General features: G+C 62.3%; 21 protein-coding genes and 1 pseudogene. 5 read left to right on the top strand and 17 right to left on the bottom strand.

All coding sequences use genetic code 11. The features are described 5' to 3' along the window. The 12 genes from DYL59_RS21985 to DYL59_RS22040 form a co-directional block, all read right to left on the bottom strand. Entirely contained in the window at nucleotides 1-1,104 is a 1,104-nt protein-coding gene (locus tag DYL59_RS21985; RefSeq protein ID WP_135291063.1) for a glycosyltransferase family 4 protein, read from the bottom strand. Then, nucleotides 1,095-2,312 (bottom strand): glycosyltransferase family 4 protein, encoded by a 1,218-nt coding sequence (locus DYL59_RS21990; protein WP_135291064.1) that lies wholly within the window; start codon nucleotides 2,310-2,312, stop codon nucleotides 1,095-1,097. Before DYL59_RS21990 ends, DYL59_RS21985 begins: the two co-directional genes overlap by 10 nt. A gap of 8 nt (nucleotides 2,313-2,320) precedes the next feature. Continuing rightward, a complete protein-coding gene (locus DYL59_RS21995) occupies nucleotides 2,321-3,649 on the bottom strand; it encodes a glycoside hydrolase family protein (RefSeq protein ID WP_135291065.1) in 1,329 nt (442 codons plus the stop codon). Continuing rightward, nucleotides 3,639-4,829: a glycosyltransferase gene (locus DYL59_RS22000; RefSeq protein WP_135291066.1), complete on the bottom strand. Its 1,191-nt coding sequence runs from the start codon at nucleotides 4,827-4,829 to the stop codon at nucleotides 3,639-3,641. The genes DYL59_RS21995 and DYL59_RS22000 overlap by 11 nt, the downstream gene beginning before the upstream one ends. Further along, complete coding sequence (locus DYL59_RS22005; protein WP_135291067.1) at nucleotides 4,829-6,820, bottom strand: GumC family protein; 1,992 nt, start codon at nucleotides 6,818-6,820, stop codon at nucleotides 4,829-4,831. Before DYL59_RS22005 ends, DYL59_RS22000 begins: the two co-directional genes overlap by 1 nt. Before the next feature lie 14 nt (nucleotides 6,821-6,834). Next, nucleotides 6,835-7,611 carry a polysaccharide biosynthesis/export family protein gene (locus DYL59_RS22010; RefSeq protein WP_135291111.1) on the bottom strand — a complete coding sequence of 259 codons (777 nt, stop codon included), beginning with the start codon at nucleotides 7,609-7,611 and terminating at the stop codon, nucleotides 6,835-6,837. 29 nt (nucleotides 7,612-7,640) lie between these two features. Continuing rightward, entirely contained in the window at nucleotides 7,641-8,552 is a 912-nt protein-coding gene (locus DYL59_RS22015) for a glycosyltransferase family 2 protein (RefSeq protein ID WP_135291068.1), read from the bottom strand. A gap of 1 nt (nucleotide 8,553) precedes the next feature. Then, a complete protein-coding gene (locus DYL59_RS22020) occupies nucleotides 8,554-10,014 on the bottom strand; it encodes a mannose-1-phosphate guanylyltransferase/mannose-6-phosphate isomerase (RefSeq protein WP_135291069.1) in 1,461 nt (486 codons plus the stop codon). Further along, entirely contained in the window at nucleotides 10,014-11,453 is a 1,440-nt protein-coding gene (locus DYL59_RS22025; RefSeq protein WP_135291070.1) for an undecaprenyl-phosphate glucose phosphotransferase, read from the bottom strand. Before DYL59_RS22025 ends, DYL59_RS22020 begins: the two co-directional genes overlap by 1 nt. Nucleotides 11,454-11,874: 421 nt before the next feature. Beyond that, complete coding sequence (locus DYL59_RS22030; protein WP_135291071.1) at nucleotides 11,875-14,361, bottom strand: TonB-dependent siderophore receptor; 2,487 nt, start codon at nucleotides 14,359-14,361, stop codon at nucleotides 11,875-11,877. A gap of 106 nt (nucleotides 14,362-14,467) precedes the next feature. Next, nucleotides 14,468-15,418 (bottom strand): FecR domain-containing protein, encoded by a 951-nt coding sequence (locus DYL59_RS22035; RefSeq protein ID WP_135291072.1) that lies wholly within the window; start codon nucleotides 15,416-15,418, stop codon nucleotides 14,468-14,470. Beyond that, a complete protein-coding gene (locus DYL59_RS22040) occupies nucleotides 15,405-15,920 on the bottom strand; it encodes a sigma-70 family RNA polymerase sigma factor (protein WP_135291073.1) in 516 nt (171 codons plus the stop codon). Before DYL59_RS22040 ends, DYL59_RS22035 begins: the two co-directional genes overlap by 14 nt. A 159-nt stretch (nucleotides 15,921-16,079) precedes the next feature. On the opposite strand from DYL59_RS22040, the pseudogene DYL59_RS22045 reads away from it, so the two are divergent. Beyond that, nucleotides 16,080-16,184 (top strand): annotated as a pseudogene (locus tag DYL59_RS22045) (LysE family translocator); the annotation flags it as partial. A gap of 126 nt (nucleotides 16,185-16,310) precedes the next feature. Here the strand turns inward: DYL59_RS22045 and inhA are convergent. Continuing rightward, nucleotides 16,311-16,991, bottom strand: a complete 681-nt coding sequence (gene inhA / locus DYL59_RS22050; protein WP_135291074.1) for an isonitrile hydratase — start codon at nucleotides 16,989-16,991, stop codon at nucleotides 16,311-16,313. 90 nt (nucleotides 16,992-17,081) lie between these two features. Here inhA and DYL59_RS22055 point away from each other — a divergent pair, with 90 nt between their 5' ends. Beyond that, nucleotides 17,082-18,074: a GlxA family transcriptional regulator gene (locus tag DYL59_RS22055; protein WP_135291075.1), complete on the top strand. Its 993-nt coding sequence runs from the start codon at nucleotides 17,082-17,084 to the stop codon at nucleotides 18,072-18,074. Here DYL59_RS22055 and DYL59_RS22060 read toward each other — a convergent pair. From DYL59_RS22060 to DYL59_RS22075, 4 genes are all read right to left on the bottom strand, one after another. Beyond that, entirely contained in the window at nucleotides 18,020-18,931 is a 912-nt protein-coding gene (locus DYL59_RS22060; RefSeq protein ID WP_135291076.1) for an alpha/beta fold hydrolase, read from the bottom strand. The two genes, DYL59_RS22055 and DYL59_RS22060, sit on opposite strands and share 55 nt — an antisense overlap. A gap of 110 nt (nucleotides 18,932-19,041) precedes the next feature. Next, complete coding sequence (locus tag DYL59_RS22065; RefSeq protein ID WP_135291077.1) at nucleotides 19,042-19,521, bottom strand: isochorismatase family protein; 480 nt, start codon at nucleotides 19,519-19,521, stop codon at nucleotides 19,042-19,044. A gap of 39 nt (nucleotides 19,522-19,560) precedes the next feature. Beyond that, complete coding sequence (locus tag DYL59_RS22070; RefSeq protein WP_135291078.1) at nucleotides 19,561-21,387, bottom strand: glycoside hydrolase family 15 protein; 1,827 nt, start codon at nucleotides 21,385-21,387, stop codon at nucleotides 19,561-19,563. After that, nucleotides 21,380-22,180 carry a glucose 1-dehydrogenase gene (locus DYL59_RS22075; RefSeq protein ID WP_135291079.1) on the bottom strand — a complete coding sequence of 267 codons (801 nt, stop codon included), beginning with the start codon at nucleotides 22,178-22,180 and terminating at the stop codon, nucleotides 21,380-21,382. The genes DYL59_RS22070 and DYL59_RS22075 overlap by 8 nt, the downstream gene beginning before the upstream one ends. Nucleotides 22,181-22,434: 254 nt before the next feature. On the opposite strand from DYL59_RS22075, the gene DYL59_RS22080 reads away from it, so the two are divergent. The 3 genes from DYL59_RS22080 to DYL59_RS22090 are packed head-to-tail and all read left to right on the top strand — an operon-like array spanning nucleotide 22,435 to nucleotide 25,109. After that, complete coding sequence (locus DYL59_RS22080; protein WP_135291080.1) at nucleotides 22,435-23,139, top strand: HAD family hydrolase; 705 nt, start codon at nucleotides 22,435-22,437, stop codon at nucleotides 23,137-23,139. A gap of 24 nt (nucleotides 23,140-23,163) precedes the next feature. Continuing rightward, nucleotides 23,164-24,384 (top strand): transaldolase family protein, encoded by a 1,221-nt coding sequence (locus DYL59_RS22085; protein WP_135291081.1) that lies wholly within the window; start codon nucleotides 23,164-23,166, stop codon nucleotides 24,382-24,384. Further along, nucleotides 24,381-25,109: a sulfotransferase-like domain-containing protein gene (locus DYL59_RS22090; RefSeq protein WP_135291082.1), complete on the top strand. Its 729-nt coding sequence runs from the start codon at nucleotides 24,381-24,383 to the stop codon at nucleotides 25,107-25,109. Before DYL59_RS22085 ends, DYL59_RS22090 begins: the two co-directional genes overlap by 4 nt. Nucleotides 25,110-25,113 lie beyond the last annotated feature (4 nt).

The following is a 25,113-nucleotide window of genomic DNA, read 5'->3' on the forward strand; positions in this document are numbered from 1 at the left end:
TCACTTCAATTCCTCGATCAATTCGGCCAGGCGCTGGCGGTAGGCGTGCTGATTGAAACGCTGCGCCCACTGCCGGCGCTGCTCGGGTGATTGTTCATCGGTGCGCGCGCCCAGATCGACCATCAACTGCACCAGCGCCGCGCCATCGGTGGGGGAAAAACGCGGTGCCGACGGCGGGGTGATTTCATCCAGCGAGGTGCCGCTGGCCACCGCCACCGGCGTGCCCACGCTCAGGGCTTCGATCACCGGCAGGCCAAAGCCTTCGGCGTAGGACGGTTGCCACAGGCGCGACGCCTGGCGGTACAGCGCATGCAGCTCGGCATCCGACACGCCACTCAATGCCCGAATGCCCGGCAATGTGCGCTGGGCCTGGGGCAAATGTTCCAGGCTGCCCACCAGTACCAGTTCGGGCACGTCGGCGCACAGGCGCCGCGCCTGTTGCCAGGCATCGACCAAAAACGGCACGTTCTTGCGCAACTCGCGGGTGCCCACCAGCAGCCAATAGCGCTCGGGCAATTGCCGCGCGCTCACATCCGCCGCCGGTTCGACAAACCCGTCCACCTGGTTGGGCAACACACGAATCTTGCCCGCCGCCTTTGGAAACAACCGTGCGGTTTCATCGGCGCTGTACTGCGACGGCGTCCACACCCGGTCGGCGCTGTGCACCGCCCAGCCAATCGACAAACGATCACTGGTCTTGTAGATCAGCGCCTTCAAACGGTTGGCGTGGTAGTTGTCCAGGGTGATCTGGAACAGGTCATGCAACAGCACCACGGTTCGCAAGCCCTTGGGCTTGGGCGGCAGCGGCAGGCCCATATTGAAGGTGCTGATGTACAGGTCGATGTGCTGCTCACGCAACGCACGGGGCAAAAAACCGGCCTCGAACCGCAGGCGGTTCTGCGGCTGGTGCATCGCCGTCTTGGCGCAGCCCCAGGTCGGGCAATGGCCCTGCAAGCGGGTCTCGTCGCCCAGGGGCGCCACGGTGAAACGCTCAAGCTCGATGCCCGGCAATGTCCGCAAGCCCGCTTCCAGCGCGTACACCTGGCGGCTGATGCCCGATTGGGGTGAGGTGCCGACGGTGCGGTAATCCAGGCCTACACGCATGCGGGCTCCTGTTGATGCCAGGGTGCCAGGGTTGCATACACCTGCTCCAACTGGCTGGCGGCAACGCTCCAGTCGTGGGCACGGCGCACATAGACGCGCCCGGCTTCGCCCATGGGGGCGGCCGCGTCCGGGAACTGCAGCAGGCGCACCACCGCGTCCGCGAGGCTGGCGGCGCTCTGGCCGCCGAGGTAGTCCAGGCCTTCCACCAGCTCCAGGCCCGACACCCCTTGCGCAGTGCTTGCCAGCGGCAGGCCTGCGGCCAGGGCTTCGAGCACTTTCAATTTAGACCCGCCGCCATGGCGCAATGGCGCAAGAAACACCGAACAGCTCGATTGCAGGTCCAGCAGGTTCGGCACAAAGCCTTGCCACTCGATGCGCGGGTCTTTCCAGCGCTCACGCCAACTGCCCGGCATGCCGAAGCCGCACACGCTCATGCGCGCATCCGGGCAGCGCTCCCACACCTTGGGCAAAATCTCATCCAGGGCCCACTCGATGGCGTCCACATTGGGCGCGTATTCGTAGTTGCCCAAAAACAGCACGCGGCGCGCGGTGGGGTCGGGGTGGGCGGCGGCGAAGTGATCGCAGTCCACGCCGTTGACCACCACCGGCACCGGTTTGCCGGCGATGGTTTGCAGCACCTGGGCGTCGGCGTCGGTCACCGCGACCACTTGGGTGGCCTGGCGCATCACCCGGCGCTCCCAGCGCCCATAGCGCCATTGATCGTAGCGAATGAACGGCAGCGCCCAACCGGGCAAGCGGTCGTACGTGGCCGCGCCCAGGGCCGATTCAACGTTGTGTTCGGTCAGCACGAAGGGTTGGGCGTTACGCGCCAACGCTTCTTCATACGGCTGGAAGCTGTAGCTGTGTTCGATCTGCACCACGTCCCACTGCTCGGCCAGCAGCCAGTTGAACGTATCCTGCAGTTCATTTGACAGGCCATTCACACTGGCCAGCAGCGGGTAAGGTGCCAACAGCCCGGCCACCAGCGTCTTGACGCTGCGTAGCGGGCGGCGCGGCAGGATGATCACCTGTTCCAGCAACGCCTCCAGCACCTGGCGGTCGGCGGGCGACACCGGGTGCTTGTCATGCAGCAATAAAGTGATGCGATGCCCGCGCGCCGCCAGGCTGCGCAGCAAGTGGTACTGGCGGGTCTTGCCGCCACTGGTGGCGGGCCAGGGCGAGTAGGGCAGGATCCATAAAATGCGCATGGCAGGCTCTACTCCCATACCAGAATTTGCAGGTTCGGTTTAACCGCCAGGGTCAACCCATTGCTGCCGCTGACCGGGGTTTGGGTGCTGCGCAGCGGGTCGTACAGGGTGGCGTTTGCAAGGCCAGGCAAGTGGGCATTGCCGCCTTCGGCCGACCAGAAGAACCACAGCTTTTTACCGTCGGCGCGGCTCCAGCCGATGCTGAACAGGCCGTCGGGCAATTGGTCGGCCAGCGGTGGGTCGGCGGGGGTGAGTTGGGGGCCGCTCACATCCAGGAAGTTTTTCAGCGCGGTGTAGGCCGGCTTGGGGTTGGCGTCGATGTCCAGCAGGCCGTAGAACTGGTCGCGCACGCTGGCGCGCTGGTCCAGGTCGCTCAAGGTGAACAGGAAGATTCGGTCAAAATCCATTGCACTCATCAACGCCAGGCGCCGCAGGATGTAATCGGCCTGGCCTTGCTGGGTGATGATGTCCTGGGCGTCCTTGGGGCCGGGGTACGTGGACCAGCCCCACTCAGTGCTCCACAGGGTCTGCACGCCGCCGTTGCGCAGGGCTTGGTTGAGGGCGGTGGTCTTGGCGATAAAGTCCAGGTTGGCCGGGTCGTTGCCCTCGGGCAGTTGGGTGTAAGGGTGATAGGAAATCACCGTATTGAGGCTGGCCACGCCCAGGGCGCCGAGGGCGTCGAACATGGTCTGGCCGTTGGGCATTTCACTGAAGAAGGCCATGCCGGCGGCGACCACCGGTTTGGTGGGGTTCACGCCGCGCAAGGCGCCTGCCGTGACGGTCAACAGGTTGGCAAAACCGGCGGGGTCGGCCACCGGGCGCCAGAAGCCCAGCAGATTGGGCTCGTTCCACACCTGCCAGGCGTTCACGCTGGGGTAGCGCTGGGACAACAACGCCATGCGCGTGGCGAACACGCTGGGGTCTTTGGGCGGGTACTGGTCTTGATACGGTGCACCGGGCGGCGCGGTGGTGGCGAAGGGCGCCGAGCCCACCAGGTAGAACACCGACTTGAGCTGGTTGCTCTGCAGGTTGCCCACCAACTGGTCGAGGTTTGCCACCTGGTATTGGTCCTCCACCGGCTCCAATTGATCCCAGTGCAGGTCCAGGCGCACCCACTCCAGGCCCAAGGCTTTGAGGCGGCCGATCTGCATCTGGTAACGCTGGGGGCTGAACCACAGGAACTGCGCATTCACCCCCAGGAAATCCTTCCACACCACCACCTTGCTGCCCTTGAGCACATGGTTCTCGGCATCGGCCGGGCGCCCCCACAAAAACGCTGTCACGCCCAGTACCGCCACCACTGCCAGGGTCGCAAAAAAGGTTGGTTTACGCGCCATAGGGGGCTCCCGCAATTGCCTGCTCGAACAGCTGCTTGAACTTCTGCGCGGTCAGCGGCCACAGTCGCTCGCGGCCGATTTCGCCAGCACGCTCGGCCCAATCGCGCGCCAGTGAGGGCGTGCGTGCCAGGCGCACAATTTGCTCGCCCAGGGCCGTCACATCGCCCTCGGGGTAGATGGCGCCGTTGCCGCTGGCGACCTCTTCGGCAAACGCCCGCGCATCGGAAGTGATCGCGCCGCGCCCGCAGGCGGTGGCCCAGGACAGCGCGCCACTGGTGCCACGCTGGCGCCCCAACAGGCCGAGTTTTTTTGATTCACGGTACGGCAGCACCATCACATGGTGGGCCTGGATCGTCGGGGCAATGTCCTCGGCGGGCAGGTTCAAGCGCCAGTCGATGGAGCCCGTCAGGCCCAGTGCGGCGATCTGGCTGTTGAGTTGTTCCAGGTAATTGCCGCCTGCGCCAAAGGCCATTTCTGCGGCCGTACCGCCGGCCAGGGTCAGGCGCACGCGGTCGCGCAATTCGGGGGTCTGTTCGAACACATTGGCCAGGGCCTGCACCAGGTCCTCGATGCCCTTGCCCCGGTAGATAAACCCGAAATACAGCAAACGCAGGGTACCCAGGGGCGGCAGCGGCACCGGTGCAATCGCCAGGTTGGCGTGGTTGATCACCGCCACTTTGCCCGCCGGCAGTTGCATGCGTTGGGTCAGGCACTCGGCGCCCAGGCGGGTGAGGGTGACCAGCCGGGTCAGGCCTTTGGCAACCTGGCGTTCTTCGCGCAACGTCAGCGGGTCGGCCAGCACCACTGCCGCTTGTGGCAACGGGCTGGGCAAGCGCTCCAACAGGTTCAGCGGAAAGGGCAGGTGCTCGCGGCGCCACACGATGCGCTCGGGGTCGTGCACGGTGGCGGTCAGCGGCAACTGCGGGTAGGCCTTGCGCAGCTCACGCAGGGCCAGGAATTCCCCCAGCCGCCCGCCGCCCAGTTCCCCGTGCACCAGGTCGACGCAATGCCAGTCGAAGGCCGCGAGCGCCGCTTGGATAGCATCGCCGTTGCCCGCCACACCGGCCAGTGGCGTCAACACCGACACGCCGAGTTGCTCCAGTGCCGTGCGCAAGTGGTTCGCGTAATCGGCGATCCCGTTTTTCTCCGGCGGCAGCGGCGCGAGCAGGGCGATACGCATCAGAACGCTCCCCGGTATTTGGTGATGGTTTGCAGCACCTTGGCCGGTACTTCGAGTTTGCGGCGGTTGATGATGATGCCGTCCACCTTGCCGAACGCGGTGTTGAGGATCGACAGCGCATGTTCCACCACCGGCACGGTGCTTTTGTGCGCTTCCACCACCAGGGCAATCAGGTCCGCGCGGCGCAGGGTCACAAACGCCTCGCGGTTGGCCAGCAAGGCCGATGCATCCAGCAGCACCACCTCACCGGGCTCGGCAGGGTCCAGGCCGCCGACCCGCACGTTTACACCGTTCTCCAGCAGCAACTGGCGCAGGTGCTCCACCACAAAGGTCACACCTTCGCCGTGGCGGGCGGAGGTCAACCCCAGGGTCAGGCCCTGCTCGGCAATACGGTCAGGCTTGAGCAGGCTGTACAGCCGGTAAATGCTGGCGTTGAACGCGTTGGTGCTTTGCGCAGTGGTGTTGTCCAGCTCCGGCAGGGTGGTCCACAGGCGCAGGCCGAACTTGCGCTCCACCAGGCCGCCGTCGTGAATACGCTGGTCCAGCAGGTAGCACAGGTAGATCACCAACAGGCCGACGACGATGGCAAACGGAATGGCCAAAAACAGCATCACCAGGGTTTTGGGGAAGATGCGGCCTGGGTTCAGGGTGGCTTCTTCGATCACGGCGATGTTGCTGATCTGGCTGTTATCCAGTTCGCGGTCGATGCGCGATTTTTCCAGGTTGTCCACGTACAGGGCGTAGTTGCGCTCGTTGGTGCTCAACTCGCGGGACAGGCGCGCCAGTTCCGGTTCGATCTCCAACGCTTGCTTGCGTTGGGCTTGCAGGTTGACCAGTTGTTTTTCCTGTTGGACAAGCTGGGTACGCAGCGCCACGTTGTTGCTGGTTTCATCCAGCAGCACCCGCTGCAAGTGGATTTCCAGGGTGTTGGGTGCGCGGTTTTCCGAGGCCTGCACGGTATTGCTTTCGCTGGCAACCATGGCCTGCATCGCACGGATCGACGCATCCAGGGCTTTGACCGGCGGCGCGTTGTCGGTGTAGGTGCGCATCATGTCGGCTTTTTCCAAAAACTTCTGGTTAAGCAGGCGACGCAAGTCTTGTTGCTGCGGGTTCAGTGCGATCTGGCGCACCGTGGTCACTTCCTTGGGTTGGCCCTTGAGTTGCTGGCGCGTGCTGGCGATGGCGCTGTCGGACGACGCGATCAACCGCGTGGTGTTGAAGGTTTCACCACGCAGCACGTTGATGCGCTCGGAGAGGTCTTCCAGGCGGTCGGTAATGCTGGCCGCACCGATTTCATTGAGGTGCGTGAGGATCTGCTGCTTGTAGCTCTTGATCTCGGTGGCGCTGGCGCTCACCTGGCCTTCATAGAAGGCGTACAGGCTCTTGCGCCCCAGGGCTTGGGTGCGTTCGTTGACGTAGGTCTCGACCCAATCCTTGACGATGGCCTGGGCAATTTCCGGGTCGCTCCAGGTGAAGCTGATGTCCATCACCGTGGAACCGGCGGCGTGGCTCACTTCAAAGCTTTTTTCCAGGCCGGCGGCCAGGCGCTCCACTGGTGTGGTTTTTTCCACGATGCCGACGCTTTCCAGCACCACGCGAATGCCGTCGAACACCGCCCCCACGCCGCTCTTGACGTAGTGCTTGGTACGCTTCCAGAAACCTTCGGGCGGCGGGGCGTTGTTGATCACTTCCAGGTAATGCTCGGCCACCGCCCGCACAATCGGCCGACCGGTAAGCAGGCGCTCTTCGTCGACAATCGGGTCGCGCTGGGTACTGGGCATCACCAGCGCCTGGCGGTTGCTGATCTCGATGGGCAGCGTCGAGTCGCGCCCAGGCTTGACCAGCAGGCGCGCGGTGGACTCGTATTTGGCCGGCAGCAAGAATGCCCCCAGCAGGATGATCACCAGGGCGGCAATCGCCGCCAGTTTGAACTCGCGCCGGAAGATGAAGAACAAGCGCAGAAGATCACGAAAAGAACGGATCTCGATCATGGGATGTCGCTCCTTTAGTTATTGCCGCCGCTGGTTCGGGTGTAGTTGTAGCCAACCCCAATGGACTTGGTGAACGGGATCAGTTGGTTCATGTAGGTATCCACCCCTTGGATGCGCTCGCCCACGTTGGATTTGGGCACGAACACCACATCACCGCGTTGCAGGCGCACGGGTTTGCGCCCATTGGGGCCGGTCTTGAGCAGTTGGCTGAAGTCCAGGAAATACGCGCGATAGGCACCCTCGGCGTCCTCGCGCAGCAACGCCACCATGCTGGCATTGCCCGCCGGGCTCACCCCGCCGGCCCCGAGGATGGCCTGCTCCAAGGTATTGGCCGTGGCAATCTGCACCGCCGTCGGGTTGTTCACCGCACCGCCAACGATCACCGAGTTGCCCGGTGCCTGGTTGATGTTCACGGTCACACTCGGTTCGCGGTAAGTGTTGGCGAGCCGGGTGGTCAGCTCCTTGGCCAACTCCGAAGGCTGACGCCCCACGACCTGGATCGGCCCCAGGAACGGGTAGTTGATCTTGCCGTCGTTCTGCACCGTGTACAGCGTCAGCTCGTAGATGGTGCTCACGTTGAACGCCGACAGCGTCGGCATCTCGCCGGCATCGCGCACGATGCGCAACTGATCGCCGATGCGAATGCGCTCCACCGCCGGCGGCAGTTGCGCCAACTGGTCGAGGGCGCGCTTGCCGTCCTCCACGGTCTTGTCATCCGGCGGCACGATCCGCGCCGGTGTATTGCAGGCAGCCAGGGCCAGCAGGGCCATGACGAGCAGGGTGCGTTTGATCAAGGGGGACTTCCTGTAGGTCATGCTGCTCACCTCCAATAACCGGGAAACATGCTGATGCGCCGCTTGAGGGCCAGCGGCAGGCGCCGTTCCAGATGCCCCAGGCGGTAACCGAGTAATTTGAATGCGCTGCGCACCAGCACTTCGGGCACGCGGTGCAAGGCGCCGGCTTTGCGCAAGGCGGCCAGTTCGGCCAGCACATAGCGTTTGCCTTCGCCGCCTGCGTCACCAAAGGCTTGGCGGATCCAGGGTTCGCGGCCGTAGAACACGCCGATATCGAAGTAGCGATGAAATTCATCCATGAGTTTGTAATCGTGGGAATGGTGCACCAGCGCCGTGGCGGCGTAGCGCACCTTGTAGCCGTCGAGCAGCAGGCGAGCGGCCACGTAGGCGTCTTCGCTGCCAATCACATCGGCGGGAAAGCCGCCCACCGCTTCCAGCGCACTGCGCCGGTACACCGAGAATGAATCCGAGCTGAAGCAGGTCTTGATCCCCAACTCGGGCGCGTCGGCCAGGCTTTTGCTGCGGCTGTGTTCCGGGTAGTTGAAGTGGCGTGACTGTGCCCCCAGCACCCCGGCGTCGGGGTGGGGCAATTGGCGCCCGTAGGCCACGCCGTTGAGCGGGTCTTGCTGCAACTCATCGAGCAGGTTGGCGAAGGTGTCCGGGGTGGCGGGAATGGCATCCTGGGTCATCACGATCAAGGCGTCGCCGCCTACCTGCTGGCTGGCACAACGCCGGGTGCCGCCGTGGTTGAAGTCGCGGGCATCGATCACCTCGACCCGCGCACCGAAGGCACGAAAGCGCGCCACCGTGTCATCGCTGGAGGCGCTGTCTACCACCAGCATCTCGTCCGGTTGCAGGGTTTGCATCTTCAGCGCCGGCAGCAGGCGTGCCAGGTGGCTGGAGGCGTTGCGGGTCGGGATGATCAGTGAAGTGCGCATGTCACTTTTTCACCTCGGCGGGTGCGCGGCCGTAGATGTCATCGAAGCGCACGATGTCGTCTTCTCCCAGGTACTCGCCGCTCTGCACCTCGATCATCACCAGGTCGATGATGCCGGGGTTGGTCAGGCGGTGTTTGTGCCCGGCGGGGATGTAGGTGGACTCGTTGGCGTTGATCAAGAATTCGCGCTCGCCATTGGTGATCTGCGCCGCGCCGCTGACCACCACCCAGTGTTCGCTGCGGTGGTGGTGCATCTGCAAGGATAGCGAGGCCTGGGGCTTGACCACGATGCGCTTGATCTTGAAGCGGCTGCTTTCCTCCAGCACCGTGTAGGTGCCCCAAGGCCGGGTAACGGTGCGGTGCAGGCTGTACGCCGGATGGTTCTGGCGCTTGAGCTCGGCCACGATGTAGCGCACATCCTGGCTGCGGTGGGCGTCGGCGATCAGCAGCGCGTCGGGGGTGTCGACGATGATCAGGTCGCGCACGCCCACGGCGCCGAGTACGCGCTTGGGCGAGTCGATGTAGCAGTTGTGCACGTCATGCAAAATCGCCTCGCCGTTGACCTGGTTGCCATGGGCATCGCTGGGGGTGAGTTGGCGCAAGGCTTCCCACGAACCGATGTCGCTCCAGCCAATATCGCAGGGCACCACGGCGACCTTCTTGGACTTCTCCATCAGGGCCACGTCGATGGAAATATCCGGCGCGCTGCCAAACGCCTCCGATTCCAGCTCACGCTGGCGCGAGGTTTTATTCTGCAGGCTCTGGCTATGCTCCAGCGCGGCTTGGGCGGCGCTGAGCACGTCTGGGGCATGGGCGGCGAGTTCGTCTACCAGGGTGCTGGCCTTGAAGCAGAACATGCCCGCGTTCCACAGGTGCTTGCCGCCGTCGAGGTAGCCTTGGGCGGTGGCCAGGTCGGGTTTTTCCACGAAGCGTTTGACCCGGTAGCCGGTGTCCAGCGCTTCGCCTTGTTCGATGTAGCCAAAGCCGGTTTCCGGGTGGTCGGGCTGGATGCCGAAGGTCACCAGGTAGCCGGCCTCGGCCAGGTCGCGGGCCTGGGTCACGGCCTGGGCGAACGCCACTTCATTGAGGATCAAATGGTCGGCGGGCATCACCAGCAACTGCGCCTGATCACCGAAATGTTCCTGCACATGCAGCGCCGCCACAGCGATGGCGGCGCCAGTGTTGCGCCCGAACGGCTCCAGCAGCAGGTCCAGGGGCAGGTGCGCCTTGTTCACCCCGCGATAGTCGTCCAGGGTGCGAAACAGCAGGTCGCGATTGGTCACCGTCAGCACGCTTTCCACACCGGGCAGCTTGGCGGCGCGCTGGAAGGTTTTTTGCAGCAGGCTCTGCCCATCGCGCATGCGCATGAACGGCTTGGGCATGTTCTGCCGCGACACCGGCCACAAGCGTGTGCCCGAACCACCGGAAATGATGCAGGGAATCAATCCGTTGAGGGTATTCATCAATAGACCTCCTTGGTGGACAGGACGGCCGGGACCGTCATGAAGACGATGTACAAGTCAAACCACACCGACCACTTGGAGATGTACTCCAGGTCGTACTCGACACGTTTCTGGATCTTGTAGAGGGTGTCGGTTTCGCCCCGGTACCCATTGATTTGCGCCCAGCCGGTGATGCCCGGTTTTACCCGGTGCCGCGAGCTGTATTCGCTCACTGCCACCTCGAAGGGCACGCCGGCTGCCTTGGTCGCGGTGGCATGGGGGCGCGGGCCGACCATGGACATGTTGCCCAGCAGCACGTTGAACAACTGGGGCAGCTCGTCGATGCTGGTCTTGCGGATAATGCGCCCCACGCGGGTGATGCGCGGGTCCTGGCGGGTGGTCTGGCGTTCGGCGGTAAAGTCGCTCTGGTCGGTGAACATCGAGCGAAACTTGAACACGCGGATCTCGTTGTCGTTGTAGCCATAGCGGTTCTGGCGGAACAGCACCGGGCCCTTGGAGTCGAGCTTGATGGCAACCGCCGTGGCCAGCATCAGCGGTGACAGCGCCACCAGCGCGAGGCTGGCGAGTATCAGGTCTTCCAGGCGCTTGATCACCGGCGACCAACCGCGCAACGGCAGCTGCGAGGTGTTGAACATCAGGATGCCGCCCACGTCGGTGATCTTGCTGTGGCCGTAGCGCAGGGCGGCCATGTCGGGTACCAGCATCACGTTCACCGACATCTGCCGCAGGCGGTTGACCAGCCCATGGATGCGCTGCTCGGCGGCCCAGGGCAGGCAGATCATCACTTGGTTGACCTGCTCGGCACGGATGAGTTTTTCCAGGTCACGGGTATTGCCCAGCAGGGGCAGGTTGCTCAATTCCTTGGGGATGCGCTCGGTGCGGTCGTCGATGAAGCCGATCAGGCCCGAGCGGATATCGCCGTTGCGTTGCAGGTGGTCGGCCACATGCACGGCAGTATCGGTAAACCCCAGGATCACCGTGCGTTGCAGGTATTTGCCCTTGCGCATCAGGTTGCGATACAGGCGCAGCATCACCAGGCGTTCCAGGCAAAACAGGCCCAGGCTGGCGACGTACCACACCGCGAGGTTGCGTGGGGTGAGCTGGGGGAACATCTGCAGGATCTGGTACATGAACAGCAGGATGCAGAATGCCGCCGACCAAGCCTTGACCTTGGTTTTCAGGCGCAGGCGATTGCTGAACAGCTCTTCGGAATAAATACCCAGGGCCTGGAACAGAATGATGGTCAGCACTGCAAAAAACAGCAGCAAGCCCAGGAAGTGCGGGCGCAGCTCGGGCTCCATCGGGTCGATGAACAGCACCAGTGCCAACGGGGGCAGAATGGCACTCAAGCCATGGATGAACTTGACGAAAACAACAAAGAACTCGACAAAACCGGCGCGTGTTAAAAACAAACTGTCGACGGACGACTTCTCTCGCATAAAAACATCCCTCATTGCACTCCAGACTTCACGCTTCGGCTGTTTGTTCAATAAAGCCCACAACGGCTTTAAAGAGGACAAGTCGAACTACAGCGACGCTGGGTAATACGCAATTACCTATCTCACTCAAGGGAATTTGCGGGGGTAGTGGCTAAAGGAGTGTTCCCTTACTGTGTATTGTCAACTAATTGACGATGGTGCGGAGGCGGCATACTAGACAGGTTAATCAGTCTTTTTTGCGGCATTTTATTGACATTCCTTGTCTGTACACTCGGTTTTAGGGTGTGATTTTGAGTGTAGGAACAAATGCAGGATTTTTCCTGCATAAAGGTAAAACGTTTTTCCAGAAGGGGTAGGAAAGGAGCATAGAGAGAGGGTGGCAGGAAGGACTAAGTGCCCTGCCACCGGGACTTTCGCGGGATTAGAAGTTGCCTTTTAAACTCACTGTAAAATTACGCGGTTCACCGTAGAAGTTGCCCCATGAGGCGGTGCCGACGGTGTTGTAATAGTTTTTATCGAACAGGTTGTTGCCGTTGAGCGCCACGGTCCAGGTGTCGTCCAGGCGGTAGGCCAGGCGCGCGCTCCACACGGCGTAACCGGCTTGTTCCAGCTTGATGGTTTGCACCCGGTAATTGCTGCTCTGGGCGTTGACGCCGGTGCCCACGCTCCACTTCGACAGGGCGCCGTCGAGCTGGTAGTCACCCCACAGGCGCAGCATGTGGCGAGGCACGTAGGTGTTGGAGGAACCGCCTTCGAGGCTGCTGTCGATGTTCTTCAGCGATTTGGTCTGGGTGTAGGTATAACCGCCAAATACTTGCAGGCGTTCGAGCAATTCACCGCTGACTTCGGCCTCTATGCCCTGGGCGCGCACCTTGCCGGTGTCGGTGTAGCAAAAGCCATCGGCGGAGGTGGCACACAGCCTGGTGTAGTCGGTCTCGGCAGCGTTTTTCTCCAGGGCGCGGAACAGTGCCAGGGAGCTGTTGAGGCGCCCATCGAACCATTCGCCCTTGATGCCCAGCTCGTAGTTGTCACCTATCTTGGGCTTGAGCGGCGCGCCATCGGCGGTCGCATACGCGCTTTGTGGCTGGAAGATATCCGCGTAGCTGGCGTACACCGACAGATTCTCGTTGAGGTCGTAGATCAGCGCGGCAAACGGCGTGACTTCGCCGGTTTCCTTGGTGTGCGCGTCCTGCAGGGCCCACTCGCCCCAGCCCAGGCTGTAGGACTCGCGGCGGTTGTCGTACCAGCTCACGCGGCTGCCCACGATGAACATGAGGGGTTCGGCCAGGCGCAGGCGCAAGGTGGCGTAGGCGCCGTACTGGGTGGCGGTTTCCTTGATGGTGCTGCCCCGGTACATGTTCGGCCAGAAGGTACTGTCGGCCGGCTCCGGCAGATGGTGGTTGGGGGTGTAGATACCCTGGCGCGTCGGCAGGTTCTGGATCGCGTACACGTCATCCTGGGTGCCACGGCTGCCGTTGGCGCCGAGGATCAACTCGTGTTGCAGGCCAAAGGCTTCGAACTTGCCATCCAGGTAGGCGTCCAGGCCGTAGTCGCGATGGTCGTAGTCCATCAGTGCGGCGTAGGAAAGCGCCGTAGGTGCCGGATCGCCGTAGTTGATGGTGCCTTCGCTGGCGGCGTATTTGGTGTCCTGCAGGTTGCGGCTGTGTACGGCGGCAACCTTGAGTTTCCAGTCATCGCTGAGCTGATGAGTGAGGTCGACGAAAAACGTGGTGCGTCGGCTTTGCCAGTCGTTCCAGGATTGGCCCAGGCACGTCGAGCGGCTGAGGTTGGCGCTCTTGCCATCGGCATAACGCGGCAGCCCGCCCCAGCAGGGGGTGGCGTCCACATCTTCGTAACTGGCGCCGATGCCCAGGGTGGTGTCGGGGCTCAGGTCGACATCCAATGCACCGTAGAACGCACGGTCCTTGCGCTTGGCGATGTCCATGTACGAGCCGCGATCCTGCTGGCTCACCGCCGCACGGCCGCGCACGCTGCCGCTGTCGTTGAGCGGGCCGCCGGTGTCGAAGTCGGTGCGGTAGTTGTCCCAGGTGCCGGCCGACAGCGACAGGCTGGTGGTGGGCTTGGCCTGGGGCCGCTTGCGCACAAAATTCACTGCGCCGCTGGCGGTGCCGGCGCCCTTGAGCATGCCGGCCGCGCCCTTGAGCACTTCAACTCGGTCATAGATCGCCATGTTGGCGCTGAAACTGTCGGCCTGGGCATAGTCCTTGCCCATGTCCAACGGCACGCCGTCGTACTGGTACTGGCCGAGCATCTTGAAACCACGGGAATAGAAATACTTGCCGCCCATAGGGGACTCGTAGCTGGTGATGCCGGGTGTGCGTTCCATCACATCGTCGATGGTGGCGACGTTCTGGTCGTCCATCAGTTGACGGGTCATCACGCTCACCGATTGCGGCGTTTCCCGCAGGCTGTGCTGGCCTTTGCCGATGGTAACCGCGCCGGTGGTATAGGAACCGGTGCCCTCGGTGATAGCGCCCAAGCGGTCGCCGGTAATGGTGGTGGCACCGAGATTCAGCGCACCGGTGTCGGCCACTTGGGGCAGCAGCAGCCAGGTACTGTCGCCCTGGCGTTGGGCTTGCAGGCCCTGGCCACGCAGCAGTTGGTCGAGTGCCTGTTGGCGGTCGAGGCTGCCGCTCAGGCCAGGGCTGGTCTTGCCGGCGACACTGTTGGCGTCGTACGACAGGCTGATGCCGGCCTGGCGGGCAAATTGGTCCAGCGCATTGGCCAGCGCGCCGGGTGCGATGCTCCAGTTGCGCACCTGGGCGTCACTGGCCGGTGCGTCGGCCATCACGGCCAGGGGCAGGGCGCCGCTGCTCAGGCAGGCGCCAAACAGGGCGGCCTGCACCGCGCGCTTTAGGGGAGAACGTTGGGAGGGAAACGCTTGCATGACCGCGGGAAGCTCCTGAAGGAAGTGAACAGAACCGGCCTGTTGATCGGCCTTTCCTTACAGGTCGAGCGGCAATGAGAATTCACCTCATTTATTTTTTGTTGGTTTAAACGCGGGGGCTGACGGTGACCCAGTAGCGGCTGCGGTAGGTGACGTCCACGTTGAGTGAGTGCGCCAGCAGGCCCAGTACTCGATCGGTATCGTCCAACTGGTAAGTGCCCGACACGCGCAACCCCGCCACCGCTTCGCTGCAGCGCAGCAGGCCGTTGCGGTAACGGCCCAGTTCGGCCAGGAAGTCATCCAGGCGCATGTTCTGTGCACTGATCACGCCGTCGCTCCAGGCCCAGGGGTCCAGGCCGTTGGTAAGGGCAGGGCGGATGCCGCTGCGGTCGAACAGTACCCGTTCGCCGGGCATGATCAGTTGGCGTGCGTGGCTGTCGCGGCTATCGGCAAACACCGCCACCGTGCCTTGCTGCACCGCCAGCAGAGTGCCCTGGGTTTCTTCGCGCACGAGCAGACGGGTGCCCAGGCTGCGCAGGTAACCGTCGCGGGTCTGCACCCAGAAAGGCCGACTGTCGGCGCCGGTATTGACCCGTATTTCGCCTTGGCGCAGGTGCACCAAGCGTCGCTCGGTGCTAAAGGCGGTGTCGACGGCCGTGGCGCTGTTGAGCTGGATTTGGCTGCCGTCGTTAAGCGCCACCCAGCGACGTTCGCCGGTGACGGTGCGGTAGTCGGCCATCAAGGCGGGCAGGGGCGTGTAGTCGCGGCCCATCCAGGCCAGGCCCGCGGCACCGGCCATCAGCCCCAGCAGCTTGAGGCTTTCACGCCGACCGATGCGTTGCCGCGCGCCATTCAAGGCATGGCGCCCGACCTGTGCCGGCAGGTGGTTGAAGTCATCATTCATGCTCGCGACCCGCTGCCACACCTGCTGGTGTTCGGCACTGGACTGCAACCAGCGTTCAAAGGCGGCGGTGCTGGCATCGTCGGCTACATTGAAACGCAGCGTGATCATCCACTGGATGGCTTGGTCCACCAGGCGAGGGTCAGAGCTCGGCATAACGCAACCGATAGCAGGCGTGCAGTGCCTTGGACAAATCGCGCTCCACGGTGGCTTTGGATACCCCCAGGCGCAGGGCAATCTGCGCGCAGGTCAGGCCATCCAGCTGCGCCAGCAGGAAGGCTTCCCGCACGCGGGGCTTGAGCTGGTCGAGCAGCCGGTCGATGCGCTCCAAGCTGTCGAGGATCAGCAGGCGCGTTTCTTCCGACGGCACCTCGACGTGTGGGAAATGGGCGAGGCTTTCGAGGTAGGCGCGCTCCAGTTCGCGGCGCCGGTACTGGTCGATCATCAGGCTGCGGGCGATGCTGCTCAGGTAGGCGCGGGGCTGCAACAACGCCTGCTGTTTACGCGCGTTGAGCAGACGCACGAAGGTTTCCTGGGCCAGGTCGGCGGCATGCTCACGGCACCCGGTACGCCGGCTCAACCAGCCACGCAGCCAGGAATGGTGGGCATGGTAAAGCTGGCCGATGGCGGCATGGTCCAGTGGGTGATCGCTCGACATGGGCATCCTGGCGCAACAGGCTTAATTGATAATGTTTCGCATTCTAGACGTTGGCTGTGGCAATGGGCAATTACCGCCGCGCAATGTATCCAGCACAATTTTTTGTTTACCCGGAATGCGCTGATTAATCTGCAGGCTTTCCCGGTGGAGCGCTTGAGCATGATCGACTTAGCAACCCTGGCGGTTTTTTCCGGTGCTGTGGTGCTGCTGTTATCGCCGGGGCTGAACATGGCCATTGTGATCAGCCATGGCCTGACCCATGGCTTGCCCGCGAAGGCGGCGTGCCAGTTGTAACAAATGCTGCTGGCCCACCGCTTTCGCAGGCAAGCCAGCTCCTACCTCGATGTGTGGCAGGCCTGAAAACTCAGCCACCACCAGATCCCTGTTTGGTCAGCCCAGGCGTGCCGCCGCCCGCGCCACGATTTCACCGCGGGTCTTGCGCGACTCCGCCGTGCGCTTGCGGGCTTCTTCCAACACATGCAGCGGCGCCGTCTGCGGGCTGCCCGAATCGAACGGCGGCGCCGGCGCGTATTCGATCTGCAACTGCACCAATTGCGCCGCTGCTTCGCTGTACAACTCCGCTGCCAGGGTCAGGGCAAAGTCGATGCCGGCAGTGATGCCGCCGCCGGTCAGCAGGTTGCCATCACGCACCACGCGGTCCTGCACCGCGATTGCACCGAGTGGCGCGAGCATGTCGTGATAGGCCCAGTGGGTGGTGGCCTTGCGCCCGCGCAGCAAACCCGCAGCCCCCAGCACCAGCGAGCCGGTACACACCGAGGTCACGTAGCGTGCGGTGTGCGCCTGGGCCTTAAGGAAGTCCAGGGTTTGCGGGTCTTCCATCAACGCGCCCACGCCGGAACCGCCCGGCACGCAGATCACATCCAGTGCTGGGCAATCGGCATAGGTCATGGTTGGGGTAAACACCAGGCCGGTGCTGGAGGTGACCGGTGCCAGGTCTTTCCACACCAGGTGCAATTTCACGTCCGGCAGCGAACCCAGCACGTCATAGGGGCCGGTCAGGTCCAGTTGCTGGATACCAGGGAACAACACAAAGCCGATCTGCAAGGTCATTAATAGCGCTCCGATAAAGGGGTGGACGGCTTCACTCTAGAGGCCTAGGCTCTGGCGAATACGCCATTGAACCCACACATTGCGCCAATCATGCCCAGAATCGTCCACGTCCTCGCTTTCGATAACGCCCAAGTGCTCGATGTCACCGGGCCGTTGCAGGTGTTCGCTTCCACCAACGACCTGGCGCGCCAGCGCGGCGAACCGTTGCCGTACGCCGTCTCGGTGATCGCCGCAACAGCCGAACCGGTGATGACCTCCGCCGGCCTGGCATTGGTGGCCGAGCCGCTGCCCGCCGCCGACACGCCTTGCGACACCCTGGTGATTGCCGGCGGCTGGGGCGTATACGGTGCCGCCGAAGACCCGGCCCTTGTGGAGTGGGTGCGCGAAAAAGCCCGGCACACCCGGCGCATGACCTCGGTGTGCACCGGCGCTTTTCTGCTGGCCGCCAGCGGCATGCTCGACGGCCGTCGCGTGGCCACCCACTGGACCCGCTGCGAAGAACTGGCGCGCAAATTCCCGTCGCTGACGGTGGAGGCCAACCCGATCTTCATCCAACAGGGCAGCGTCTGGACCTCCGCCGGTGTCACCGCTGGCATCGACCTGTGCCTGGCGCTGGTGGAAGAAGACCTGGGCAGCGCGGTGGCCCTGGAAGTGGCGCGGCACCTGGTGGTGTTCCTCAAGCGCCCCGGCGGCCAGTCGCAGTTCAGCGTGACGTTGTCCCTGCAAAAGGCCGACAGCCGCTTCACTGAACTGCACGCCTGGATGGCCGAAAACCTCACCCTCGATCTGAACATCTCGACCCTCGCCGCCCAGGCGGGCATGAGCGAGCGCAGTTTTGTGCGCCATTACCGCGCCGAAACCGGCCAGACGCCGGCGCGTGCCGTCGAACTGATCCGCGTCGAGACCGCGCGCCGCCAGTTGGCCGACAGCAGCGCCTCGATCAAACGCATTGCAGTGCAGTGCGGCTTTGGCTGCGAAGAAACCTTGCGCCGCAGTTTTCTACGCGCCTTGTCGGTAACGCCCCAGGCCTACCGCGAGCGCTTTTCGCCGAGTAATTCCAACAGCGCATCCAGCGTGGCTTGAGGCGCTTCCTGGGGGATATTGTGGCCGACGCCGGGCAGCACACGGCGCTGGTAAAAACCGCTGAAATGCGCCACGTCATCGTCCTCCACGGCGGGAGGGCCTACGCCATCATCGGCGCCGCTCAATGAGATGCTCGGCACCGAAATCGCCGGTTGCCGCGCCAGCGCCTGTTCGATGGCTTCCAGTGCCGGGTCGCCCGGCGCGTACATAAAACGATGGCGATAGGAATGGACCACCACCTCGACAAAATCCGGGTTGTCGAACGACGGCGCCGTCTGCCCGTACAACTGAGGCCCTTGTGCCCAGGACGGTGACCACAGCGCCCACAGCAGCCTGCACAGCTCGCGACGATTGGCCGTCAACCCGTCCACGCCGCGCTGGGTGTGAAAGTAGTACTGGTACCACAACCGATGCTCCGTCTCTGGCGCTCGGGGCTTGAGCGATTGGGCGATGTCCTGAATGTTGTAGCCGTCCCCGGTCACCAACCCACGTACCCGCTGCGGCCACAGCGCCGCGACAATACACGCGGCCCGCCCGCCCCAGTCATACCCGGCGAGGGTGGCCTGGGGGATCGCCAGCGCATCCATCAAATCCAGCAAATCCTTGGCCAGCGCCGCCTGCTGCCCGGAGCGCATCACGTTCGCGTGGATAAACCGCGTCGGGCCGTACCCGCGCAGGTAGGGCACCAACACCCGATAGCCCTGTTCGGCCAGCACCGGCGCAATTGCATCGTAGCCGCGCGGGTCGTAGGGGAAACCATGCAGCAGGATCACCGGCGCGCCGTCGAGGGGGCCGTGGGCTTCATACGCCACATCGAGCATGCTGGTGCGTACGTAGAGCAGTGCAGTGGGGGTCATGGTGGGCGATTACCGGCTGGCCAGGGGTGGTGAAACTCTAGCCGATTGCGGTGACGGGCGGGGATGTGTGGCAGAGTGCGAGCGCTGGGTATGCAGCGTGGGGAAAGCCATCAAGACGCGTTTGTCGGGAGGACATCATCGCGGGTAATCACTTTGCCAAAGTGATGCCGCCACAGGTCCACCCCCAGCTGGCCCGACCGATCCAGCGACGAGCCCACCGTCAGATCGCTGATGAGTGTTGGCTGCAACCCTGCATCAAACAACGCAAACCCCGCCGCCAGCACACACGTATCGGTCTGGATGCCGCACACCAGCACCCGCGCCGGCGCCAGGCTTTTGAGGTAGGCGACCGTCTCGGGCGTTGGTGCATAACCATGCTTGATAAAGATGCGATCCGCCGCGATCAGGCTTTGGTCGTTTGGCGCCGGTTGCCAGCCCAGTTGGCGGGCGAACGGGGTGATGCTTTCGTCATGGCGCTCCACAGTGGCCACCGAGGGCAGGTGGCCGATCAGGGTATTGATACCGTCCATCAGCCACTGGGGAGGGTTGAAGCACGGTTGCACATCGATGATCAGCAGCACCTGGCGCATGGGGTTCCGGTCGGCAGTCGAGTGGCTGGCCATTGTGCACTAGGGTTGCCAGGTCGTCTTCTCCCCACTGAGCTTGCGGTCCAGAAAGGTGGCCGCGCTGATCAACGCCAAATGGCTCAACGCCTGCGGTGTATTACCCAAATGCCGGGCCTGGCTGTCGAACTCTTCGGCGTACAAGCCCAGCGGGTTGGCGTAGCGCAGCAGTTGTTCGAATTCCAGGTGGGCTTTGTCCACCTGGCCTGCGCGGGCCAGGCATTCCACGTACCAGAACGAACAGGCGGTAAACGCGCCTTCAGTGCCTTGCAGGCCGTCGATCTGGCTGTCGTCGTTGCGGTAGCGATAGACCATGCCGTCGCGCACCAGGCTTTTCTGGATGGCTTCTAACGTGGAGAGCCAACGTGGGTCGGTGGCGGCGACGAAGCGTACCAACGGCATCAACAGCATCGAGCCGTCCAGGGCCGTGCTGGCGGTGTGCTGCACAAAGTGCCCGCGCTCCTCGTTCCAGAAGTTGCTCCAGATATCGGCATAGATGGCTTGGCGGGTCTGGTCCCAACGGGCGAAGGGCGCCGGCAGCGATCGCTTGGACGCCAGGCGGATCGCCCGGTCCAGCGCCACCCAGCACATCAGGCGCGAATGCAGGAAGTGATGTTGCTCGCCGCGCATTTCCCAGATGCCAACGTCCTGGGTGTTCCAGATTTCGCAGACCTGGTCGGCCACTTCCACGGTGTGTTTCCAACCCTCATGGGAGATGGCTTCACCGTACTTGTTCACCAGGTACACCGCGTCCATCAACTCGCCATAGATATCCAGCTGGATCTGGTCGAATGCCTCGTTGCCGATGCGCACCGGCCTGGCGCCGCCGTGGCCGGTAAAGTGGTCGAGCTCGGTTTCCGGCAACTCTTGGCGGCCATCGATGCCATAGAGGATGTTGATTTTGGTCGCCTGCCCACAGCAGTCGCTGACCCGCCCCTTGAGCCAGCGCATGTAGGCATTGGCTTCTTCGATAAAGCCCAGGCGCATAAAGGCATACACGGTGAACGACGCATCGCGGATCCAGGTGTAGCGGTAATCCCAGTTGCGTTCGCCGCCCGGCGTCTCCGGCAGGCCGAAGGTGGCGGCGGCGATGATTGCGCCGTGTTTGCGCGAGGTCAAAAGCTTCAAGGCCAGGGCCGAGCGGTTGACCATCTCACGCCAGCGCCCACGGTAGTTCGACTGCGCGATCCAGCCGCGCCAGAACTTCAAGGTGTGGGCCAGCGCCAGGTCGGTACAACTGCTGTCGACGCGTTCGTCATCCTGGCCGCCCAGCACGAACTCGGCGCCTTCCTCCTGGTTCAGCGTAAAGCGTGCCACGGCGGCGTTGTCCTTGATCTGCAGCGGATGGCTGCTGGACAAGCGCAGGCCAGGCTGGTCGTCGGCGTTGAAACACACCGTGCCGCTATCGATCGTGGCCTGGGTGGGCGCGCGCGCGTAATCATGGCGCACGGCGCAACGCAGGTGGATCTCTGCCTTGCCGCTGACCACCCGCACGCGGCGAATCAGCAACGGCAGGTCATCGATTTCTTCGCTGATGGTGAGCAGGTCGGTGATCTCCACCACGGCTTCATCACTGAGCCAGCGGGTTTGCAGCACGTTGGTGTCGGGCAGGTAGATCTGCTCGCGGCGGGCGTTGGGCAGGTCTGGGGTGAGTTGGAAGATCCCGGCATCGGGCGTGTCCAGCAAAGAGCAGAAGACAGAAGGGCTGTCGAATTCGGGCCAGCAGAAGAAGTCGATGCTGCCTTTATCGTTCACCAGTGCCGCACTGCGCATATCGCCAATGATGCCGTGAGCATCGATGGGGCTTTGTTGCTCGTTTTTCAAATCAACCATTGCCACGAAACTCCGGATAAAGGCTCATGCCGCCATCAATGAACAGGGTGCTGCCCACCACATAGTCGGAGGCATCGCTGGCCAGCCACACCACGGCGTTGGCCACGTCTTCCACATCGCCGACGCGGCCGTAGGGGATCAGCTTCAATAATTGCGCCTCAGCAGCGCCCTCAGTGGCAGCACGGTTGATTGCCGTGCGAATCGCGCCGGGTGCGATCCCGTTGATGCGGATGCGTTGTTCGCTGACCTCCTGGGCGAGGGTGCGCATGAGCATTTCCACGCCCCCTTTGGACGCGGCGTAATTCACATGCCCGGCCCAGGGGATCAGTTGGTGCACCGAGCTCATGTGGATGATTTTTCCGGCCGCCCGTGACACGCCGTCCCGTACACCCTGGCGACTGAAGATACGCACCGCCGCGCGGGCACACAGGAACTGGCCGGTGAGGTTGACGCCGATCACCGTGTTCCAGTCGTCGAGGCTCATGTCCACCAGGTTGGCGTCTTTCTGCAGGCCGGAATTGGCCACCAGGATGTCCAGGTGGCCGAAGGCTTCCAGGGTCTGTGCGAACAGGCGTTCTACCTCCTCTTCTTTAGAGACGTCGGCGCCTATTGCAATGGCCCGACCGCCCTCGGCATTGATCTGCGCCGCCAGCGTCCGGGCGGGCTGCGCCTGGGCGTTGTAATTGAGTACAACAGCCGCTCCGGCCCGTGCCAGAGCCTTGGCCGCCCCGGCACCGATTCCGGAACTGGCGCCTGTCACCAAGGCTACTTGCTGCTCCAACGAAATGTGCATTGCCCACCCGATCTTGAATTCGTGAGTTCAAGCAGCTGACTGACGCCGGGCAAAGGAAGTTCACCGGTGTGATTTTAGCGACTACAACCATGGTGAAAAATGGAATAAAAGAAGAATAAAAAATAACTACAAGATACTAAAAAACCGATGAAAAGCGTTTGACAGGATTTTTAGCCCCGTGTCTTATAGGCACACCTCAACCCGCTCCGTTGGTAGTTCGGAAGTCATCGCGGAGTCACCTATACGAGATGCCCATGTATCAATTGGCAGCGATAGGGGAACTACCAGAACAGGCGGCAGCTTCTTTAACTAAAAGAGCGCCCAAGTTAGTGATCTTCGATTGCGACGGCGTTTTAGTCCAAAGCGAAGAGATCAGCCTGTCGGTATTGATTTCCCTGCTCAATGTTTATGCCTCTGAAGAGACACTGCTTGATGTTCAGTATTTTATTGAGCACTTTCGCGGTCGAAAGATTGCCGAGTGTTTGCAAGAAGCCGAACAGTTATTGAACGTTCGTTTGCACAGTCAGTTTGAAGTCACGTTTCGCGAACAGGCACTGCAAGCCTTGGCGCGTGAGTTGATGGCCACGGACGGAATAATCGACGTATTGAAAGGATTGAAAGTTCCTTATTGCGTGGCCTCCAGTGCGCCACGTCACAAGATAGAACAATGTTTGCGCCTGACGGGCCTGCTTGAGTACTTCGAAGGCCGAATATTCAGTTGTTATGAGTTGGGCCGTTGGAAACCCGATCCTATGGTGTTTTTAACCGCGTGCCAGGCGTTTGATGTGGCCGTAGAGGATGCGCTGGTTATTGAAGACAGTGTCTGCGGTATTCAAGCGGCGGTGGCCGCCAATATAAGCGTGTTGGGGTTTGGTCCAACGGGTCGGCATAGCAAGTTGGCCGACGCCGGGGCCCTGCCATTTGCCGATATGCGTGAATTACTGAGCATCATTGATTGAACAATTACTCAGGGAGGGGATGTGATGAGCACACTGGGTTATCTGGAACGACTTAAACGCAATGATCCATCTTCAGAAGTGTGGTGGGACTCATCGCCCGTTGTCTACGCGCCGTTTAAACAACACTTGCTGGACAAGTACCCGGCCGCCGCTGCGCACATTGAGCAGTTGATGCCCGATGCGTTTACCCCGCACACCGGCTTCAGCAGCGTGACCACCAACCCTCGGCTGGTGACGGCCGCTGTCCTCGATAAACGCGAGTATTGGTCGTCGCGTTTCAACCTGGCCAGCTTGTCCCCCCAGGCCTTGCGCAAGAAGCTCTACAACGAGGTGATCGCCGAGGGCGCTGCGGCGCTTCAGCCGCTGTGGGTGCAATCGGCTCAGGCCCAAGGCTGGATCTCGGCCCAGGTCGAGCCGGTGGACGTGCGCTGCACCGAACGCATGACCGCCCGTGGGCTGGAGCTGCACCAACTGGCGCCGAATGTGATGGTGAAAGTGCCCGGCAGCCTCGAAGGGCTGGACACGGTCGAGTGCCTGGTGGCCCAGGGTGGCTCGGTGAACATCACCTTTTGCTTCACCGTCTCGCAGTTCCAGGCCGGTCTGCAGGCGATAGAGCGGGGCCTTTCGACGGCGCACAGCAACGGTATCGATACCCGGCACTGCAAATACGTGATTACGTTCATGATCGGACGCTTTGCCTGCCAGCCCGAGTTCGCCTTGCAAGCCGCCGAGCGCGGGCTGGCGTTGGAGCCGGATGACCTGCGCTGGGCCGAACTGCTGATCTACGAGCAGGTCCAGGCCCTGGTCGCGGCGTCGACGGTGCCGGTCAAGACCCTGCTGTCGAGCATCAAGATCGACGTGGACGAGCGGGGCAACAAACACTGCTGGCACCTGGAAAAAACCGGGCTGACCAGCACCTGCTACACGTTGACGCCGGACGTGGTGGAGTTCCTGGTAGAGCGCGAGAGCCGTGGCAAGCCGGTGCTGCCCGCCAGCGAACCGCTGCAGCCGCCGCCGGCGACGTTCGCCAAGCTGTTGCGCATTGCCTATTTCTGCGACGCCTACTTTCTCGACAGCATCGAACCCTATGACTTCGGCAACCATGAGGCATTTCTCAATGCCTGCAACGAAGCCAACAGCGCGCACCGGCGCCTGGCCGACTACTGCGTGCGGCTCTGCCCGGCCAAGCCGTTCAAGCTGTCGCTCAACGCCATCCTGGCCGCTGAATACGGGGTGGTCGCATGAACAAGATGGTTGGCTTATGGGCGCATCCGCGCTCACGCTCCACCGTGCTGGAGCGGGTGTTTATCGAGCGCGGCGATTTTGAGGTGTTCCACGAGCCGTTTGCCCATATGGCTTTTTCAGCGGACTCGGCAATTCCTTCCGATGAGTGGGATCACACGTTGCCCACCACCTATGCAGCAATAAAAGAGCAACTTATCCAGGCACAAGCGCGTAGCCATGTGTTTCACAAAGACATGTGCTACCACTGCCTGGATGACTTGAAAGTTGATCTTGGCTTCCTGGCCCAACAGGAAAACATATTTATTATTCGCGAGCCGGCCAGCAGCATTGTTTCCCATCACCGGGTGCACCCCGATATGCCGTTGCAGGCGATTGGGCATAAAGCCTTGTACGAGATATTTTGCGTGGTGACCAAACTGATCGGCAAAGTACCTTATGTCATTAATGCCGATGACCTCGCTGCCGACCCGGAACGGGTGATTGGCAATTTATGCGAGCACTTGCAGATTGAATTTCTACCCCATGCCATGACGTGGAAACGTGAATGTCCGCCACAGTGGAAAACCTGGCGAAGTTGGCATGTGGCCGCAGAAAACAGTGAGCGGATTGTGTGGCCGGACAATTCGACGCTGGAGAGGGAAGTGTTTGATCAATACCCAAAGTTAAAGGCGATGTATGAATATCATCGGACGTTCTACGCGCGCATGAATGAATTTTGCCAATAAGGAA

It is taken from the genome of Pseudomonas kairouanensis (genome assembly GCF_004682055.1).
In the GTDB taxonomy this organism is placed as follows: Bacteria; Pseudomonadota; Gammaproteobacteria; order Pseudomonadales; family Pseudomonadaceae; genus Aquipseudomonas; species Aquipseudomonas kairouanensis.